The 20,817-nt window shown below is 34.0% G+C and carries 13 protein-coding genes, 1 pseudogene and 1 riboswitch; of the genes and pseudogenes, 11 read left to right on the top strand and 3 right to left on the bottom strand.

Going from position 1 to position 20,817, the window contains the following annotated elements; translation table 11 throughout:
• The first annotated feature begins 2 nt into the window (after nucleotides 1-2).
• The 8 genes and pseudogenes from EAG08_RS08520 to EAG08_RS08485 all read left to right on the top strand — a co-directional run bounded on the left by EAG08_RS08520 (nucleotide 3) and on the right by EAG08_RS08485 (nucleotide 7,557).
• Nucleotides 3-992 carry a stage II sporulation protein M gene (locus EAG08_RS08520; RefSeq protein ID WP_129535069.1) on the top strand — a complete coding sequence of 330 codons (990 nt, stop codon included), beginning with the start codon at nucleotides 3-5 and terminating at the stop codon, nucleotides 990-992.
• A complete protein-coding gene (locus tag EAG08_RS08515) occupies nucleotides 976-1,938 on the top strand; it encodes a DUF4013 domain-containing protein (protein ID WP_129535068.1) in 963 nt (320 codons plus the stop codon). Before EAG08_RS08520 ends, EAG08_RS08515 begins: the two co-directional genes overlap by 17 nt.
• A gap of 16 nt (nucleotides 1,939-1,954) precedes the next feature.
• The gene (locus EAG08_RS08510; RefSeq protein WP_228446834.1) at nucleotides 1,955-2,740 is read left to right on the top strand and encodes a DUF4129 domain-containing protein; all 786 of its coding nucleotides are present in this window, start codon (nucleotides 1,955-1,957) and stop codon (nucleotides 2,738-2,740) included.
• A 12-nt stretch (nucleotides 2,741-2,752) separates the two neighbouring features.
• Nucleotides 2,753-3,910, top strand: a complete 1,158-nt coding sequence (locus tag EAG08_RS08505; protein WP_129535066.1) for a DUF4350 domain-containing protein — start codon at nucleotides 2,753-2,755, stop codon at nucleotides 3,908-3,910.
• A 74-nt stretch (nucleotides 3,911-3,984) separates the two neighbouring features.
• Nucleotides 3,985-5,013 carry an AAA family ATPase gene (locus tag EAG08_RS08500; RefSeq protein WP_185145190.1) on the top strand — a complete coding sequence of 343 codons (1,029 nt, stop codon included), beginning with the start codon at nucleotides 3,985-3,987 and terminating at the stop codon, nucleotides 5,011-5,013.
• 56 nt (nucleotides 5,014-5,069) lie between these two features.
• Nucleotides 5,070-6,391, top strand: a pseudogene (locus EAG08_RS08495) (DUF58 domain-containing protein).
• Nucleotides 6,392-6,406: 15 nt separating this feature from the next.
• A complete protein-coding gene (locus EAG08_RS08490) occupies nucleotides 6,407-7,129 on the top strand; it encodes a phosphodiester glycosidase family protein (protein ID WP_129535065.1) in 723 nt (240 codons plus the stop codon).
• 8 nt (nucleotides 7,130-7,137) lie between these two features.
• Nucleotides 7,138-7,557, top strand: coding sequence for an OsmC family protein (locus tag EAG08_RS08485; protein WP_129535064.1), 420 nt, complete (start codon nucleotides 7,138-7,140; stop codon nucleotides 7,555-7,557).
• A gap of 72 nt (nucleotides 7,558-7,629) precedes the next feature.
• On the opposite strand, the gene EAG08_RS08480 is transcribed toward EAG08_RS08485, so the two are convergent.
• The 3 genes from EAG08_RS08480 to EAG08_RS08465 form a co-directional block, all read right to left on the bottom strand.
• Nucleotides 7,630-9,318, bottom strand: coding sequence for a T9SS type A sorting domain-containing protein (locus tag EAG08_RS08480; protein ID WP_129535063.1), 1,689 nt, complete (start codon nucleotides 9,316-9,318; stop codon nucleotides 7,630-7,632).
• Between the two features lie 505 nt (nucleotides 9,319-9,823).
• On the bottom strand, nucleotides 9,824-13,597 hold the full coding sequence (locus EAG08_RS08470; protein ID WP_129535062.1) for a T9SS type A sorting domain-containing protein: 3,774 nt from the start codon (nucleotides 13,595-13,597) through the stop codon (nucleotides 9,824-9,826).
• A gap of 237 nt (nucleotides 13,598-13,834) precedes the next feature.
• A complete protein-coding gene (locus EAG08_RS08465) occupies nucleotides 13,835-16,447 on the bottom strand; it encodes an MGH1-like glycoside hydrolase domain-containing protein (protein ID WP_129535061.1) in 2,613 nt (870 codons plus the stop codon).
• A 187-nt stretch (nucleotides 16,448-16,634) separates the two neighbouring features.
• Nucleotides 16,635-16,747: riboswitch (SAM riboswitch) on the top strand.
• A gap of 61 nt (nucleotides 16,748-16,808) precedes the next feature.
• On the opposite strand from EAG08_RS08465, the gene EAG08_RS23130 reads away from it, so the two are divergent.
• The 3 genes from EAG08_RS23130 to EAG08_RS08455 are packed head-to-tail and all read left to right on the top strand — an operon-like array spanning nucleotide 16,809 to nucleotide 20,594.
• Nucleotides 16,809-17,747: an alpha/beta fold hydrolase gene (locus EAG08_RS23130; protein ID WP_410493329.1), complete on the top strand. Its 939-nt coding sequence runs from the start codon at nucleotides 16,809-16,811 to the stop codon at nucleotides 17,745-17,747.
• Nucleotides 17,748-17,798: 51 nt separating this feature from the next.
• Nucleotides 17,799-19,343 (top strand): ACT domain-containing protein, encoded by a 1,545-nt coding sequence (locus EAG08_RS23125; RefSeq protein WP_410493328.1) that lies wholly within the window; start codon nucleotides 17,799-17,801, stop codon nucleotides 19,341-19,343.
• 39 nt (nucleotides 19,344-19,382) lie between these two features.
• Nucleotides 19,383-20,594, top strand: a complete 1,212-nt coding sequence (locus tag EAG08_RS08455; RefSeq protein ID WP_129535060.1) for an O-succinylhomoserine sulfhydrylase — start codon at nucleotides 19,383-19,385, stop codon at nucleotides 20,592-20,594.
• Nucleotides 20,595-20,817: the final 223 nt, after the last annotated feature.

The following is a 20,817-nucleotide window of genomic DNA, read 5'->3' as shown; positions in this document are numbered from 1 at the left end:
TTATGAGAGAAGTTTATTTTATTAAACAAAATAAAGAAAAATGGTTGGGAATCGAACAGGTTATTCAAGGGAAAATTAAAAAAAATCCTGACGACCTGTCTTCACTGTATATTAATCTGATTAATGACCTTTCTTTTGCCCAGACGTATTACCCAAAAAGTAATACGACGGTTTACCTTAACCACCTTTCATCTCAGATTTTTCAGAAAATTTATAAGACCAAAAGAGTTGAAGAAAACAGAATGTTGTATTTTTTCAAGACAGAAGTTCCGCTTTTGGTGTTTCAGTACAGGAGATATTTACTGTATGCATTTATATTTTTCATCCTCTTTACTTCGATGGGCGTTTTGTCGGCGATTTATGATAAAGATTTTGCCAATATTATTTTGGGTGAATCTTATGTAAATACTACTATCGAAAATATCAAAGCAGGAAATGCCGTGGGCGTTTATCAAAGCGGTTCTACTTGGGGAACCACAATCGGGATTACTTTAAACAACATTGGCGTTGGTGCCAAAATGTACCTTTACGGAATTTTTGGAGGGATTGGTTCTTTGTATGTTCTTCTTTCCAATTCTGTGATGTTGGGCTCGTTTCAGTATTTTTTCTACGATTATGGAGCTTTAAAAGACAGCGCAAGAGGAATCTGGTTGCACGGAGTTTTTGAAATCTTTGCCATGGTTGTAGAAGCGATGTGCGGATTGATTTTAGGAACATCCATCCTTTTTCCAAAAACGCTATCGAGATTTGAATCTTTGAAAATCGGATTGAAAGATTCGTTTAAAATATTTTTAAGCACCATTCCGTTCACCATCTGTGCTGGAATTATTGAAGGGTATGTTACAAGACACGCTTTAAAAATGCCTGAATTTTTAAATTTAATCATCATCTTCGGATGTTTGACCATCATAGGATTCTACTATTTTGTGTATCCTTTCATCGTTAATAAAAAACTAAATAACGCAATGACAGCCCATGATGCAGTTTTATAAAAATAGAGATTTCGGAACTTTCATCAGCGATAGTTTCGGATTTTTCAGATTATACGGTAAAAATTATTTTAAAAACTATATTCTTCTGAATGGGCTTTTGCTTATTCTCATGGTGGTTGTGGTGATCTTCGGTTACAGAGAACTTTTGATGCAGATTTTCGGGTCGAATATGAACGGAAACAGTTCTTACCTTGAAAATTATTTTGAAGACAATCTTGGGATGTTCATTGCTGTCGGGTTACTCACTTTTATCCTTTTCGTTGTTTTAATGATCGTCAATTATCTCTATCCCGTTTTTTATCTGAGAAGATTGGCCGCTGGAGAAACAAAAATCAGCATGGATGATATCTTGACTGACTTTAAAAACAACAGTAAGAAAATAGGAATTCTCTGTCTTGGGATGATTTTTATCGTGACGCCACCCGCTTTTATTGTGTTGGGAGTTTCGTATGCACTAGTTCTCGTTTTAATTGGAATCCCAATTATGTTATTTGTTTTTCCAACGGTGATGAACATTGTGAATTTTCTAATGTATGATGTGTTCAATAGCCAAAGAGGTTTCTTTGAAAGTTTAAGCTATTCCATCCGCGCCCAGTTTTCTTACGCTAACGGAAGAGAAAAATCTCCGTATTGGAAATATTGGGGTGCCACGCTGGTTCTATTTATCATCATGTATGTAATTACCACCATTTTTACGATGATTCCCATGATTATCTTTTTCGCAACGATGATGACAACGGAACCTGATGGTAATTTCGAACAAAATCCGTTCTCAGGAACAATGGGGATATTGTTTTTTGTGATGTACGGATTTTCATTGTTGGTTTCATTTTTCCTTTCCAATTTAATGTATGTGAATTCCGGCTTGATATATTACGATAGCAGAAGAGATCTTCATCAGCAGGTAGAATTGGCAGAAATAGACACGATAGGCAGCAATGAATAAATTCTTGTTCTTCATAATGTTTCTATTTTCTTTTGGGTTCTCAAATGCCCAAGATCTAGACAGCACGGTTGTTTACGACGATTATTATGAAGAATCCTACGAAGACTCTCTGAGTACGGGGCATTACAAAAATATGTATCCCGCAGATTCTGTTTTGCTTAAAAATCCTGTTTCTGAAAACATAGTTTATTCTAAAAATTTTAAAGAAAACATAAAGTCGAGATACAAAGGTGAAGAGTTTGATTATTCCACTTCCAAACCTCGAGAATCTTTCTGGGAAAAGTTGATGAAGAAAATTCTGAAGATTATACAGAGTATTTTCGGAGAGACAAGTTTAGAAAGTTCGGCGCAGATTACAACCGTTATTATCCGTCTTTTTGCGATTATTTTGGTTGGTTTTCTGCTGTATTTTATCGTTAAATTTATCATCGGTAGAAATGGGAATTTCATTTTTGGAAAGAGAAATAAGAAAGTCATCATCAATGAGGAAGAACTTCATGAAAACATCCATGAAATCAATTTCCCTGAAAGTATTGCCACTTTTGAACGTTCGAAAGATTACCGTTCGGCAGTGCGGTATCAGTTTTTATATCTCCTGAAAAAACTGAGCGACAAAAAGCTCATCCTTTGGAATCCTGAAAAAACAAACAAAGATTACTTGGCAGAATTGAAAGCTCCGAATTTAAAAAACGAATTTTCAAACCTCTCTTATATTTTCGATTATGTTTGGTACGGCGAGTTCAACATCGATGAACAGAGCTATGCGAAATTTAAAGAACAATATCAGTCATTCAAACCTTAATTAAACTTTAATATGAATAAAACTTTCAAAATATATGCTTTAATTTTCATCATTATCATGGTGATTCTGGCATTGTTTGAAGTTAACAAAAAAGAGGTTGTAGATTGGCGCAAGAATTTTGATGTGAATGAAAAATCACCTTTCGGATTATACGTTTTTAATCAGGAAGTAAAAGATTTATTTAAAAATAATCTCAAAAAAATCGATGTCACCGCTTACGACTATTACAATCAGAATAAAAAGAAACCTCATAATATTCTTGTGATTGAAAGCGATATCGACATCCAATCCTGGAAGAAAATTCTTGACGAAGTTTCTAATGGGTCTGATGCAATGCTGATTATGAGCAAAATGCCGAAAGAAATCTCAGACAGTATTGGTTTTTATGATTCTCAGATTTCATTTGAAGACAAAAATGTTCTTAAGCTTACGGATAAAAAGTACCAGAATGATTTTATAAAATTGGATAAATTTCCGTCAGGGAGAGGTTTTTCTTATATCAAGCCAGAAGTTCAGCCTCTAGGAAAAACGGTTGAAGATGAAAATACAGACCAAGTTAATTTCATTAAAACAAAATTCGGTAAAGGAACTATTTATGCGCATTGCGAGCCACTTTTTTTAACCAATTACTATCTTTTACAATCTGGAAATACAAAATATGCTCAGGATGTTTTTTCATATCTTGATGATAAAGAAACATTGTGGTTTGTTGAAGCAAATACGAAAGAGTCCCGATTTTTCATGAGATTTATTTTAGGGAATCCTGCATTGAAATATGCTTGGTGGCTTTTGTTGGGCGGGCTGATCTTGTTTATTTTCTTTAATGCAAAGAGAAAGCAGCGCATCGTTCCGATTTTAGAGCCATTAAAAAATACCTCCGTCGATTTTGTGAAAAGTATTGGAAATCTCTATCTTCAGGAAGGCGATTTCCATAATATGATGGCGAAAAAAGCACAGTATTTTCTCAACAGAGTAAGATTGGATTTATTGATTGATACCCAAAACTTAGACGAAGAATTTGCAAAAAAACTTCAGTTGAAAACTGGTAAAAATAATGAATTGATTAATGAAGCTGTTGTTTTAATAAAGAAAGCCCAAGATCCTTACGCAAGCGTGATGAAGGAAGATCTGGCAAGAATGAATAAGATTTTAGATGATATTTTAAGATAAAGGAAAGCCCCAAAGGGACGATTTAATATAAAATAGGATGTAATTCTATTAATTAAAAACCAAGAAACATAGTTATGGAAAACCAAGAAAACCAGAATACACCACCACCGATTCCGATCATTTTAGAGAAAGAAAATGATTTTCATTCACGAATTGATATGATGGAACTGCGTGAAAGTTTAGAAAAAGTAAAATCTGAAATAGGTAAAGTAATTGTCGGTCAGCACGATATGATTGAGCACCTTTTGGCGGCATTGTTATCAAACGGTCATGTTCTGATTGAAGGTGTTCCGGGAGTTGCAAAAACCATTACGGCAAAACTTTTGGCGAAAACGATTGATGTAGATTTCAGCAGAATACAATTCACGCCGGATTTGATGCCTTCAGACATTTTGGGAACGTCAGTTTTCAGCATGAAGAATTCTGAATTTGAATTTAAAAAAGGCCCAATATTTTCTCACTTTGTTTTGATTGATGAGATTAACCGTTCGCCTGCTAAAACCCAATCTGCCTTGTTTGAGGTGATGGAAGAAAGACAGATCACGATGGACGGTACGCAATACGAAATGGAAGCTCCATTTTTAGTTGTTGCAACCCAAAACCCGATTGAGCATGAAGGAACATACAGACTTCCAGAAGCACAACTTGATCGATTTTTATTTAAAATAAATGTAGGGTATCCGAATCTTGATCAAGAAATTGCAATCATCAAAAACCAGCACGAGAGCAGACAAGAGGACAAAACAGATGTTGTAAAGCCTGTGATTAGTGCGAAACAATTAGGCAATTACCAGAAATTAGTCAAAGAAATCATTGTTGAATCTCAACTGATAGAATACATTGCGAAGATCATTATCAATACAAGAGAAAATCAGTTTTTATACTTAGGTGCGTCGCCGAGAGCGAGTTTAGCATTACTGACGGCTTCAAAGGCATTTGCTGCTTTGAGAGGAAGAGATTTTGTGACTCCTGAAGATATTAAAGAAGCAAGTTATGCAGTTTTGAGACACAGAGTGATTGTGTCGCCTGAAAGAGAAATGGAAGGATTGACGGCTGATGAAATTATCCGACAAATTTTAGAAGGAATAGAAATTCCGAGATAAGAATCAAAAAGAATTTAGATTTTGATCGTCTGAAAACTTTTTAACTGAAATAAAAAATGAAAAACTTATACATCAATAACCGCTTTTTTTTCGCACTCATCGGAGTGGGAGTCCTGTATGTTTTTGCGTTTTTTTTTCCTTTTTTGATGATTGCTGGTCATGTTGTTCTGTTATTAGTTTTTTTAGCGGCAATGGTTGATTATCTGCTTCTGTTCAGAGAAAAAGATGGTGTTTTAGCTCAGAGGATTTTATCTGAAAAACTGTCCAACGGTGATGAAAATCCGGTGAAAATTGATATTAAAAACAATTATAGCTTTAAAATCAGTACAAAAGTTATTGATGAAATACCATTTCAGTTTCAGAAGAGAGATTTTTTAATTGAAAAACAGATTGAGTCAGGGAAAAACACTTTATTTCAATACATTCTTGAACCGAAAGAAAGAGGAGAATACAGTTTTGGAGCTTTAAATATTTTTGCTTCTTCGCCTTTAGGTTTTGTGTCTAAAAGATTTACATTTCAGAGAGATGCGATGTTGCCGGCGTATCCGTCATTTGTTCATCTCAGAAAGTATGAACTCATGGCCTTGCAAAATGAATTTTTGCTTGGCGGTATCAAAAGAATCAGAAAGCTCGGTCATACGATGGAATTTGAGCAAATTAAAGAATACGTTCCCGGTGACGATGTGCGAACCATCAATTGGAAAGCAACTTCCAAAACCAATCGTCTGATGGTGAATCAGTTTCAGGATGAGAAATCACAGCGTATTTTTATGCTGATTGATAAAGGCAGAACAATGAAAATGCCTTTCAAAGGTTTAAGTCTACTTGATTATTCCATTAATGCGAGTATGGCGTTATCGCACATCATTCTTAAAAAAGGCGATCGAGCCGGAATGATGACTTTCTCCAAAAAAACAGAAAATAAAGTGGCTGCCGATAATAAATCTGGCCAGTTGAGAAGAATATCTGAGGCATTATATAATATTAAAACAGATTTTTTGAAAGTGATTTCAACAGATTGTATCAGGATGTAAAATATTCTGTCAACCAGAGAAGTTTGGTTTTATTGTTTACTAATTTTGAAACATTAGACGCTTTAAACCGTCAGATGAAATACCTCCGTGGAATCGCCAAAAATCATTTGCTGGTCGTGGTTTTCTTTAAAAATTCTGAATTACAGACTTTGCTTCACAAAAATCCTGAAAGTATGCAGGAAATTTATGATGAAGTAATTGCTGAAAAATTTGAATTTGAAAAAAAACTCATTATTCAGGAACTAAGAAAGTACGGGATTTACTCTGTTTACACGCTTCCGGAAAATCTGAATGTGGAGGTAATTAATAAATATTTGGAGATAAAAGCGAGAGGGATTTTGTAAATTGTTTAAACTTAAATGTCTAAAGTGAAAATCCCAATAATCATTCTATGTTTTTACCTTGTTTTACCTTGTGATGATAAGTTAAAGAATGAAAATGATTTTGTAATTTTTAAGACAAATCCCAAAGATGAAGATATTTCGTTCTATTGGAAAGACAATGACGGAAAAGTTTTTAAAAGTATCGACAATCTCAAGAAGAACGTAGAACGGGAAGATAAGAATTTGAAGTTTGCAATGAATGGAGGAATGTTCGAAAAAAATAATTTGCCAAAAGGTCTTTACATACAAGATTTTAAAATATTAAACAAAATAGATACATTATCTGGCGAAGGAAACTTTTACCTCAATCCCAATGGAATCTTTTATCTAACAAAAAATAATGATGCTGAATTAATTGAAACAAAAAAATTCAAGCACGATTCAAACATCAAGTATGCAACTCAATCTGGCCCGATGTTGTTAATTAATGATGAAATAAATCCAATTTTTAAGAAAGATTCCAAAAATCTTAATATCAGGAATGGAGTAGGGATTTTAAAAAATGGAAATGTAGTTTTTGTTATGTCGAAGAATGAAGTTAATTTTTATAATTTTGCTTCTATATTTAAGCAATTAGGCTGCAAAAAAGCTTTGTATTTGGATGGTTTTGTTTCAAGAACTTACTACCTTGAAGGAAATTGGATTCAAAAGGATGGTGATTTTGGAGTTATGATTGGAATAACTGAATCAAAAAAATAAATTTAAAAATGAGAATAACACTGAACCGAATAAACGACGATTTTTTATTTGAATGCACCAACTTACAAGGAAATTCAATTTTATTAGATAATACATCACAACCCGGCGCAAAAGGGGTTTCCCCAATGGAAAGCGTATTGATGGCAGTTGCAGGATGTAGCGGAATCGATGTGGTTTCAATTCTGAAAAAGCAAAGGCAGGAAATTACAGGTTTCAAAGCTGAAGTGGAAGGAGAAAGAATTCCTGTAGAAGATGCAAAACCGTTTAAATCAATTATGGTTAAATTCTTTTTAGAAGGAACAATTGATCCTAAAAAAGCTTTAAAGGCATCAGAATTGTCATTCGAAAAATACTGTTCGGTTTCAAAAACTTTAGAGCCCAACGTAGAAATTGGTTATGAAGTTTATGTGAATGGTGAGAAAGTTTAGCAAGCAAAATTTATAAACAAGAAACCGGATAGCTTTATCCGGTTTTTTTTCGTTTTTATGAAGATTGATTTTTTACTTCTTAATAATTTTGGTGCTTTTCAGACTGCCATCTTTCATATTGTAGCTCAAAATGTAAACTCCTGATTTTACACCTTCAAGACGTAAAGTAGAAGTAGGATTTTCAACAGTTTTCACAGTAATACCTGATAAATCTGTAACAGTTAAACGTTTGATGTTTTCTGATTTTTCAATATTTAAAACATCCTGGAAAGGATTAGGATATGCTAGTCTTTCTTTTGCCTTTGGAGCGGTTTCGTTGGTAGCTAAGGCTATTGGTTGTAAAGTAACTGTCACCTTCCATGTATTATTGTCAACTCTGTTAAATGAAGCGTCACAGCCAAGGCTTTGATCTCCCCACATTCTCCATGCATGCATTTGGAAAGATACACTTCCGGTAAGATCGTTTGCTATTGATAAACCTGATCTTTCATAAGAGTAAACACCTTCGTCACCGCCTACTCCTGAAGATACATTTGTTTCAGCAGTGTTATTTGTTGTACATACCAATAAACTTCTTTGTTCCGACATATATGCATTAGCCTGTGCCGTCATGTCATAAGATACTTTTGTTGATGCGATTTTATATCCTGTCGGTATATTGATTGTTAATGTTGCAGGACAGCTTGATGTAGAGCTGTTATCAGGACCAGGATAGTCGGAATATGTTGTATTGATATCTGCTGAAGTATAGGTTGTAGAAACCTGACCTGTAGCAATCTCAATCATCTTCCAGAATCCTTTTACTGATCCACAGTTTGAACGAACCCAAAAGTAATAGCTCTGACCTGTCGGAAGTCCGCTTAATGTTACAGAAGTCGTTCCTGCAGCTACAGATCCTAAAGGAGCCGTTGTTGCTGTTGGCGGAGTAGAGGTTGTGCTATAATAATAATCATAACCGGAAGATGGTGCCATTGCAGGAGCTGTCCAATTAATCGTTGCTCCCTGCATAGCTGAAGTATAAGTAAGGTTGGTTGGTGCAGCACAAGAATTATACACATCCGCAGAGAATGCAAAAATATTCGGTATCCCACCAGTTCCTGTTTTTGTTATCGTGACACTTACAATGTTTTTAGACTGATTAACCGCGTCAATGGATAGAGGAATTTGATATAATCTTGGGTCATCACCATATCCGTCTTCCAGATTATCATTGGTGATATTAACTCTGCCAATTCCTTTAATTGCGTAATTGGAACCATAATACCAATCTGAAATAGCCAAAGACGTAAAAGTCTGATTTGTTCCATCTGAAAAATTGACAACAGCATCCACTGCTGTATCACCACTTCCACCTGTAGCAAGCATATAAAGGCTTAATGCGGGTGTAGGATTAGTAAAAGTCAGAGTGCCTGAATCATTGGTGTTTTGTAGCCTTAAAGAATTATTAGAACTGTAAGGAGCCATGACGTAATTGAGCCCTATAGTGGATCCAACAGCTGAATTGATAATGCCATTAGCTGGTAAACCGTAGCTTAATCCTGGGGCTGCCGCTGTAAGTTTAAAATCTGTAGATATAAAAGCATAGCTTACACCATCTACATCATTATTTGTTGAGGTTGCAGAGGCACCGACACCATTCGCAATAACATCAGCATTAAAACCGCTTTGAATAGTAATTGGCTGATATTCTTGTGCATCAACTTGATTAAAGATTAAGAACGCCGCTGCAATGGCACCCTTAAAAAGTAGCTTTGTTTTCATTATTAATTTATTTGTTATTTGTGATGCTAATGTAGTGAAATTGATGTATTTTATTTATTATAAATACATAAATTTTATCAAATTTATGTATTTTGGCGCTTGTTATTGTTTATGTTATATTTTGCTTAATCTTGTTAAGTTTTTAGTTTTTTTTTCACTTTAAATTTTGTTTTCAATTAATAAATCGAAAAATATTCACAATAAAAAAACCGAAATTTTAGAAATTTCGGTTCGTTTTTTTTCTTTTCAGAGTGATTACGCCAATCTGGGCTTCATTAATTTTGCCACAGTTGCCGTCCATCCTGTTTGATGAGAAGCACCTACTCCACGACCGTTATCTTCGTGAAAATATTCAAAGAAAGTAATGTAATCTTTAAAGTTTGGATCATAATTAAATTTATAATTTCTGCCATTGAAAGCTCTTTGTCTGCTTTCGTCTTTTAAGAATATGGAACAAAGTGTGTTGCTAATTTTAATAATTATTTGGTTAAAAATTAATTTTTGATTATTTTTTTGTGAAAGTTTCTTTTTCTGTATTTATTCTAAAAAGATAAGCTCCTGAGTTGTTATTTTTGATAGTAATTTTGACGCTTTTTGAATTGATTCCCATTTGTTTTTGAATAATTCTTCCCTGCGCATCATAGATTTCGACAGATTTTATTTTGGATTCAGAATCAATGTTTATGTCTCCTTTTGTAGGATTGGGATAAATAGAAACAACTTTGTCTTTAGCTACATCTGTCACAGCCAATGTAGAATTATTTCCAATGTTGGCTATGGCTTCGTTAGTTGCAATCGGATAATTATAATCAAAATAAATATTCGCCTGATTCATGACACTGTCTCCGGAAATAAGATTATTTTTAGATTTAATTTTCGACATGATATTTCCATGAGCGGAAGCCGCAAGATTAATATCCTTCATCATAAACTCTACTTTGTTACCTGTAATTTTTGTGTATGACGAGTGCGAAGTATTTTGTAATTGCAGGGAAGAAATATCAAAATCATCAGAATTGATATTCATTTCCACAACAATATTCGTTGCAGGTGCAGTTCCTGTATTTTCAAAATTTACAATGTAATGAAGATACTTCCCAACCATTGATAGTGGAATAAGATTTCCCTCAAGGCAAGTAATGTCATTGGGATCATAAGAACCCACCACGGTCTGCTGATAAACAAACTGATTATCATCAGGATTAATATCTCCTAAAACAGGATTTATGCCTGCTGTAAAATTTAGAATATCGCCATTATTCACAGGATTAGTTGGATTTGTAGGAGTATTTATGGTAAAAGTAATCTCCGAAGATGTATTCTGATAAGGTTTTAAATTTGTGAAATTAAACGTAACAAGATTTCCTGTAACGGAAGAAGGCAGTACAGAAGAAACAAAGCTCATTTTTGAAGGGTCAAAGCTAAGCGTTGCATTTCCTGAAAGAGTAGTATTTCCTTTATTTCGCCAAATGATTTTATAAACAGCGTCAAAACCAGGTCTTGCATCCGTTACAGGAGCAAAAACCACTTCCAGATCTTTTATACTTCCGTTTTTGGTAACACAAAGATTTTGGGTCAAAGTGTTATTATTGCTATCAACAAAATTTGTTGTGAAGGTAGAAGGTGTCACAGTAAATAATGAAGTATTTTCAGGCTCTGCGGTTATGGTAAAATCTCCTGTCAGAGTATAGAAATCATATTTTCCGTTACTTTTTACAAAAGTTTCTCCTGTTGTGACACCATCATCTATTTTTACTTTCATATGTTCAAAAACTTCATCGTTGATATCGCAACCGTTATTATTTTCATCAAATCTTACGATTCCTGTGATGGTGTTGTAATTCCCGCCAGGATTTAATGAACAATACGTATTTACAGTACAATTATTATAACCATATTGGCTAATCAATGACTTAACCTTGTTCATTTCTGTATCATCACAGCAAATATATTCAAGATTAGGGTTGTTAGAAAGATTTGCAGGGTACGTTCCGAATTCGTTGATGCCATTTTTCAAAAACATTGTGGTAAGTGCATTATTACTACAGTCAAAAAATTCTAATGTTGGAGAATAATAATTAGGATCATAATAATAGGTACTCAAATCCAATGTGGTTAATTGATTATTAGAGCAGTTAAAGCTGAAATCTGAACTTATATTATCCAGATTAACAGAAGTAAGATTATTATATGAAAAATCTATACTATACATATGAATTCCTGCAATATTTAGAGTATGCAGTTGGTTATGGCTACAATTTAAGACCCCAACATTATACGTAGATGTAGGAAGGATTTTCAGCACTTCTGCATCCAAAGAAGTTAGTTGGTTATAGCTACAATCTAAATAACCTAAATTTAAATTATTGGTGAGATTTAATAAAGATATTTGATTGTGAGCACACATTAAAGATTCTAAATCATTTAAATTACTTACTACTAAGTTTACCAATTGATTACTACTACAGTCTAAGTATTTAATAGGTAAGTTTTGTAAATTTAAATTTACAAGTTGGTTATTACTGCAATCTAAATATTTAATAGGCAGGTTCTGTAGAGCTAAATTTACTAAATGATTATTTTTACATTCTAATTTTTCAATTAAAGGCAAATTGTTTAGTACTAGATTTGTTAACTGATTATTATTAAAAATAAGATTCTTTAATTTTGGTAAATTTTGGAAGTCTATTGAGGTCAAATATCCATCACTGTAATCAAAGTTTATTAAATTGAGAAGATCATGAACTACAAGTGTTGCAAGGTTGTTTTTACCACATATAATAGTTTCTAAAGATTGTAAATTCGAAAAATCCAGATTAGTTAGAAAATTATTGCTACAGTCAATCGTTTTTAAATTAGGTAGATTGGGTAAATTCAGTGTTGAAAAACTACATTTCCTTATGTCAAGATCTGTAAAGTTATTACAGCCTGTTAAATTGATATTATTTATAGCGTATCTCCCTTCATAAGAATTTCCATTATGTAAAATAATATTTGATAATGAAGAACAGTTTTGTAAATTAATTGACTGTACTTTATAAGATCCTTTTATATCAAAAGTATTGAGCAGCGGGCAATTGGAAGCATTAATCTGCGTTAATGTCAAAGCTGAAAAAGGGCTATAGTCACAGTGTAAAATTTGTAAACTCTCTAATTTTGGAAGATTACTAACATCAAGTGCTGTTAGTTTTAATTCATAGGTTGTAATTTTTCTTAATTTTGGGCAGTTTTGTACATTAAGTGACGATAGGAGAGTAGATTGTTGCTGCATACAATCAATAGGAAGGAATAATATTGTTTCTAAGTTTTGTAAATTACTTGTACTCAGGTCTATATTACTGCAGTTTGCTGCTCCTGATATGGTTTTTAAATTGATACAATTGGTAACATTCAATGTATTATTAAATGAGTTTGCCTTTAGGTCTACTAGGCTGGTACAATCCTGTACATTCAGATCCGTTATATTTCCACCAATAACTGAAATCAGGTTGGGACAATTATGGGAATCTAGCGTTACATTATATTTATTGAGTGTTAAAGTTTTTAAGCTAGGTAAATTGGAAACGTTAATAGGGTTACTAATGGTGTTTGTAAAATACTCTTTAAGAGTTATTGTTTCTAACGCATTACAGCCTTGAAGCAATAATGTATTTAAGTTGATATTCTCAATGTAAAGAGACTTTAATGAAGCGAAATTATTGAAATTCAGCGTTCCCAAACTAACAGTGGGAGTTCCATAAACATCATGATATCCAATTATTTTAACATCATTTAATAAGGGACAATCAGTAAAAGACAAAATAGGAGAAGCGCCATTATACCCGGCTTTTAATGTTTTTAAAGCTGTACAGTTGGAAACGTTAATGTCATGATTTAAAGTACTACTGAAACTTAGAGAGAGGTCCACATTTTCTAGATTCACCATATTGGATAAATCTACCGCACCGGAATAGTGATTAGAATTTCCAATCTGTAGTGTAAACTTTTTTAAAGCAGAAAAACTCTTAATTCCATCTATCGAATTAATAGTAGTGTAGGAGATATCGCCCCCATAAAATTGTATGTTAAGTTCTTTTACCTGAGCTGTTTCACTTAGTTGTATTTGTCCATCACCGTTTGCGTCGATTTTGAAATAATTCCCACTAAGATTTTTAGCAACTGTATTAGTCGGAGAAGAAGATAATAGCCTAGCTTTAAAATTCGCATCAGGAATGTTTAAAATCTGTGCCTGAATTCCTATTGATAATAGAAGGAAAACAAAAAATAATTTTGTATTCATATTTGTGTATTTATTAATGTGTAAATGTAGAATATTATAAATAATGACGTTTCTATAACAGTCTTATTTATAATATGTTATGTTTGTGTGATTTGTAAAAAAGAATGGTTTTAATAATGAATTTCAAAAACTAAATTCATTATTTTTTCTAAATGGTAAAAATTTATAAGTAAAATAATTATATAATTATTTTTGTTTGAGACATAAAAAAAGCCTCTTTTTTAAAGAGGCTTTAAATTATATCATTCTAGGTTTTATCAACTTTGCAACTGTAGCCGTCCATCCTGTTTGATGTGATGCTCCTACACCGCGACCATTATCTCCGTGGAAATATTCAAAGAATGTAATGTAGTCTTTAAAATTAGGATCATAATTAAATTTATAATTTCCTCCATTGAAAGCTCTTTGTCCGCTTTCATCTTTTAGGAAAATTGAGCAAAGCCTGTTGCTGATATTTGAAGCTACTTCATCAAGATTTTTCTGCTCTCCGCTTCCGGTCGGGAAGTCAACTTTCAGGCTGTTTCCGTAATAAAAATGAAAACGCTGAAGACTTTCTACAATCAAAAAATTAATAGGAAACCAAATAGGACCTCTCCAGTTGCTGTTTCCACCAAACATTCTGCTGTCACTTTCTGCAGGAGTGTAATAAACCACATTCTTATTGCCATGAACAGTAAATACGAAGGGATTTTCTTCATATACTTTGGACATCGCGCGGATTCCGTAAGAACTTAGAAATTCTTTTTCGTCAAGCATTCTTGTCAATACTTTTTTAAGTCTTGTCTTACGAAGGATGCTCATTAAATGTTTTCTGCCGCTGCCTTCTTCGTCCCAATGAGAAACAAGATTGGCGAGTTCTGGCTTATTTTTCAAAACCCAATCCATTCTGGCTTTAAAATTCGGCATTTTATCCAAAAGATGATGGTCAATAATTTCCACCGCAAACAATGGAATCAATCCTACAATACTTCTCAATCTTAGTGTAACACTTTCGCCATTTCCAAGTTGAAGAACATCATAAAAGAAACCATCTTCTTCGTTCCAAAGACCTTCTTTGTCTTCTCCCATATTTTCCATTGCCTCAGCAATGTACAGATAATGTTCAAAGAATTTAATCGCCATATCTTCATAAACCTGATAGTATTGAGCCAATTCCATTGCGATACGCATCATATTCAGCGCGTACATTGCCATCCAGCTCGTTCCGTCGGCCTGCTCAAGATGTTCACCATCTTTCAATTCCATGTTACGGTCAAATGCACCGATGTTATCAAGACCTAAGAATCCACCGCCAAAAATATTCTTTCCGTTTTTATCTTTTCGGTTGACCCACCATGTGAAATTCAGAAGAAGCTTTTGAAAAACTTTTTCTAAAAATAAAAGGTCGGGTTTACCATTTGCTTTTTCATCTATTTTAAATACCCTGAAACAAGACCACGCATGAACGGGCGGATTTACATCACTCAAATTCCATTCGTAAGCGGGCATTTGTCCATTTGGATGCATGTACCATTCTTTAGTCAAAAGAAGAAGTTGGTTTTTAGCAAAATCTCCATCAATGATTGCATAAGGTACACAGTGGAATGCTAAATCCCAAGTCGCATACCAAGGATATTCCCATTTATCGGGCATTGAGATGATGTCTTTATTGTGAAGATGTTCCCACTCGGTATTTCTCACATAATGATTAAAATCTCTCGGAGCTTCGTGATTTGGGTCACCCTTCAGCCACTTTCCTACATTGTAATGGTAAAATTGTTTATTCCAAAGAAGTCCTGCAAAGGCTTGTCGCTGCACATTTCTTTCGTCTTCGTTCGGAACATCCTGCTGAATTTCTTCGTAAAATTCATTTGCTTCCGAAAGTCTTGCATTAAAAATACTTTCAAAATCATAAAATGGATTATCTAAATCATTTGAAGACAACCGGAATTCAAAAACTTCATACTCTCCAGCTTTTATGTTTTCTTCTATAATAAATGATGCTTTGGAGCCCTTCTTTTCAGGATTAATTGTGTTTTTTTGATGAATTACAAAATCGTTGATTCCGTCTTTATAATAGGCATTCTCAACTTCCGGACTTCCGTAAAGTTTTGAATTATTAGTTTCATTATCACAAAATACCCGCTGGGCATTTCTGTTTTTAGAATAAAACTTTTTTAAAGTAATGCTGTCGTGATTGATGTTGATGCATCCTTCATGAGAATCTTCCAGCTGTCCTTGATATTCATTATAACCCCATTTCCAGTTGTTTCTGTACCACGCAGTCGGTAAAACGACAATCGGTGCATCTTGATTACTTCGATTACAAACCGTAACTCGTACCAGAATGTCATCAATATTCCCTTTGCAATATTCAATAAAAATATCAAAGTATTCATCCTTATCGAAGATTCCGGTGTCTATGATTTCATACTCGGGTTCATTCTTGCTTCGTCTTCCGTTTTCAGCGACTAAATCTTCGTAAGGAAATTTATTGATGGGATATTTGTACACCATTTTCATATAGCTATGAGTGGGTGTGTTATCTAAATAGTAGAAAATTTCTTTGATGTCTTCACCATGATTTCCCTGAGGATTGCTCAGTCCGAAAAATCGTTCTTTTATTCTTTCGTCATTCTTATTCCAAAATGAGAGCGCAAAACAAAAAAGCTGTTTGGTATCTGAGATTCCGGCAATACCCTCTTCGCCCCAGCGATAAGCATAACTTTCGGCATTGTTGTGATTGGCAAAGCGCCACGCATCACCGTTTGGGCTGTAGTCTTCGCGTACATTTCCCCACTGTCTGTTGCTTACGTAAGGTCCCCAATTCAACCAGTTTTTATCCTTTAGTCTTTGCTTCTCAACACTCATATAACATCATTTTTCATTGCTAAGGTAGATTTTTTGACAAAAAAAACCAATTTTTTTAAGCTTAATAATTCTTAACATCCTTCTGAAATGCTTTTAATGAAGGGATTTTTAACGATAAATAAAATTTATTTATTTTTTTAAGAGAAATGTATTATCTTTGCACCATTCGTTCATTTACATATTGAAAATGTTATCAAGAAAGGTTGAGGGATAGACCCTGTGAAACCTTAGCAACCCTTTGCGCAAGCGAAGAAGGTGCTACGTTCTACCAAATAAAATTTTATTTTGGACAGATAACTTACTGAAGTTCTTTTCAGCCATTTCTCATGGCATTTTCAAATTTATTTTAAATAATATAAAATTGAAAACAGAACTGCAACATATTAATTTTTTGTATCAAACCAATTCCCAAAAGGAATATCATATCTCATTAAGCTATCAGCTTTTTGGGAAAGACTTGTTTTCTGCACCCATTATTTTGATCAATCATGCTTTAACCGGAAACTCAAATGTATCCGGAGAAAAAGGTTGGTGGAAGCAGTTGATTGGTGAAAATCAGGTTATTGATACAAATAAATATACAGTTCTCTGTTTCAATATCCCCGGAAACGGATATGATGATTTTTTTATTGATGAATATTCAGATTTCACCCCTTCAGACATTGCTAATATATTTCTGCAAGGTCTTGAGACTTTAAATATTAAAAACGTATACGCCATTATCGGAGGTTCGCTCGGAGGTGGAATCGGTTGGGAAATGCTTGCTAAAAAGCCAAATCTGGCAGAAATTTTTATTCCTATTGCCTGCGATTCTAAAACTCATGATTGGTTGCACGCTCAATGTCTGGTTCAGCAATTTTTATTAAACGGAAATGATGAGCCACTTCAGAAAGCCAGAATTCATGCGATGTTGTGTTACAGAACACCTCAATCTTTAAATGAAAGATTTCAAAATAAATTTAATCAGGAAAAACGAAAGTTAGAATCTGAAGACTGGTTGAATTATCACGGTAAATCTCTTGCCGAAAGATTTAGTTTAAAATCTTATCAATTGATGAATCATTTACTCATGAACATTAATGCAAACGATAAAGATTTAGGTAAAATCAAAGCACGAATGCACATGATCTCTGTAGATACCGACTTATTTTTCCCGGCTTCTGAAATCCGAATGTGTTTTAAAAAGCTGAAAACTGAAAAAGAGGATGTCTTCTATCACGAGATCAAATCAATTCATGGGCACGACGCCTTTTTAATGGAATACGAACAATTAAATTATATCATAAAAAATATTTTGTAGAAATGGAACTCTGTGGAATTCCATCACGCAAAAACAAATAAATAAGTAGAGATGAATAAGACTAATGCAAACGAAATAAAATTTTTAAAAAACAGATCAATCATCAAATTTGAAGGAGCAGACTTCTTAGGAGAAATCGGGATTGACGGTAGGGTTTTTAAAGCGCTTACTTTGGCGCGAATCAGTGTAGGAGTAATTTCTCAGCAAGCCGTTGAGAACGGACTTTCGATTCTTGTACACGAAGACGATTCTGAGAAAGCGGTTAATTGTCTGATTGACGAATTTGCTGCTGAAAGAAAATCGGGAAAGGTTTCACAAATTTATAGCATTAACAATGTTTCTGTCATTGGTTTTGTGGCAGATGATCTGAATAAAATACTTTCTGAGCTGGCGAGGAACAATGTTTTCCCGTTGCTTTTAAACCAAAATTCAAGCGAGAAGCGCATCAATATTGTTGTAACTTCTTCACAGGATGAGAAAAGTAAAAATATCATTGAATCGGAAATTTTCAAAAAACCAAAAACGGTTCACTTAGCAATCATTGGTCATGGAAATGTTGGAAAGACTTTAATTGAGCAGGTTTTACATTCTTCAGAAGAAATTAAAAGAAGAAAAAATATACACTTGAAAGTTGTGGCAGTTGCTAACTCCAGAAAAATTGCTTTTAATAAAAAAGGGTTTGATAATACATGGAGCGATGAGGTTTTTGCAGCCGAAAAAACTTCAAATGTTGACGAGTTAATTAATTTCTCAAAAGAAAACCAACTTGAAAATCTTATCGTTGTTGATAATACGGCGAGTGTTGATTTTGTGAAAAACTATCAGGCTTTGGCAGAAAATGGTTTTGATTTGGTTTCGTCAAATAAAATTTTCAACACACTTCCGATTGAAGAATATCGTAAACTAAGATATACGTTGAATAAAAACAATAAAAAATATCTTTACGAAACCAATGTAGGTGCAGGTTTACCTTTGATTGATACAATTAAACTTCTACACCTATCCGGTGAAAATATCACAAGGATTAAAGGCGTTTTCTCGGGAACATTGAGTTACGTGTTCAATAATTTTTCTTTAAGAAACGACAAGTTTTCAACAATCGTAAATGAAGCTTTAGAAAAAGGTTTCACTGAACCAGATCCAAGAGAAGATTTATCAGGAAATGATGTTGCAAGAAAACTATTGATTTTGGCGAGAGAATTAGATTTAATTAATGAATTTACGGACATCAATATTCAGAATTTGGTACCTGAAGCTTTGCTTTCGGTTTCAAAACAGGAATTTCTATCAAGATTAGAAGAGTTGGATGATGAGTACGATCAAATCAAGAACAGTCAGGAGTCGAATCATGTTCTAAGATACGTTGGTGATTTGCATGGAGATTTACAGAAAGAAAAAGGTGAACTAGATGTAAAACTAATTTCTGTGCCGGCAACTTCCGCTTTAGGACAGTTAAAAGGTTCAGATTCAATTTTTGAAATTTACACCGAAAGTTATGGTGAAAATCCGATCGTCATCATGGGAGCCGGGGCGGGAGCAAAAGTTACTGCGAGAGGAGTTTTTGGTGATATTTTACGACTGAGCGAAGCAAAATAAGACCCGAGAGACAAGATTTAAGAACCAAGATATAAAAAAATGAGCCAAGATAAACGAACAACTGAAAACCATCAACCATCAAACAATTTTGAAACTTTAGCCATAAGAACTCAAACCGAGAGATCTCAGTTTGATGAGCATTCTACACCTTTGTATCTTACTTCAAGCTTTGTTTTTGAAGATGCAGAAGATATGAGAGCGAGTTTTGCCGAAGAAAAATCAAAAAATCTGTACAGTCGATTTTCAAATCCTAATGTTACAGAATTTACGGATAAGATCGTGAAGATGGAAGGTGCAGAAGCAGGTTATGCTTTCGCGACAGGAATGGCTGCTATTTATTCAACTTTTGCAACTTTATTGAATGCAGGTGACCATATTGTAAGTTGTCAATCGGTTTTCGGGTCTACGCATACTTTGTTCACCAAATATTTTCCGAAATGGAATATTGAAACTACTTATTTCAAAGCTGAAGATTCTGAAAATGTAGAAAAGTATATCAAACCCAATACAAAAATCCTGTATCTCGAAACGCCGACCAATCCTGCGATAGAAATTTTAGACTTAGAATTTTTCGGTAAAATTGCCAAAAAACACAATCTGATTTTCATTGTAGACAACTGTTTTGCCACACCTTACCTTCAGCAACCAATCAAATATAGAGCAGATATTGTGGTGCATTCTGCGACGAAACTGATTGACGGACAAGGTAGAGTTTTGGGTGGAGTAGCGGTCGGAAAAGAAGATCTGATCAGAGAAATTTATCTTTTCGCAAGAAATACAGGTCCTGCAATGTCACCATTCAACGCTTGGGTTTTATCAAAAAGCTTGGAAACATTGGCCATCCGTGTAGAAAGACATTGCGAAAACGCTTTGAAGGTCGCCGAGTTTTTAGAAAATCATCCGAATGTTGAATTGGTAAAATACCCGTTTTTAAAATCCCATCCGAGCTATGAGATTGCCAAAAAACAAATGAAGCTAGGCGGAAATGTAGTTGCTTTCGAGATCAAAGGAGGCATTGAAGGAGGAAGAAAATTTTTAGATAAAATAAAAATGTGCTCACTGTCTGCGAATTTGGGTGATACCAGAACAATTGTGACGCATCCCGCATCTACAACGCACTCTAAGCTTTCTGATGAGGAGAGAAATGAGGTGGGTATTACTGCAGGATTAGTTCGTTGCTCGGTAGGTCTGGAAAATGTAGATGATATTATTGCAGATCTGAAGCAGGCGTTGGGGGTGATATCATCCTAATTAGCGATGAATGATTTAGGAGCACAAAGAAAGGCTTCATAACAAAGCTCTCACTCGCTGTCCGCTATATCTTTTTTGTTTTGAGAAAACAAAAAAGGATGCCACTTCCATCGGGGCTATGTTGAAGATTTGTTCTCCGATTCACGAATGAAAATGATTTGGAAAACTTAAAATCATTTTCAGACGAAATTCCGAAAGGGATGATTTAATAAAGAATTAGGAT

The organism is Chryseobacterium sp. 3008163 (assembly GCF_003669035.1).
In the GTDB taxonomy this organism is placed as follows: domain Bacteria; phylum Bacteroidota; class Bacteroidia; order Flavobacteriales; family Weeksellaceae; genus Chryseobacterium.
The sequence above is the reverse complement of the archived record's forward strand: the minus strand, read 5'-3'. Positions and strand labels throughout refer to the sequence as shown.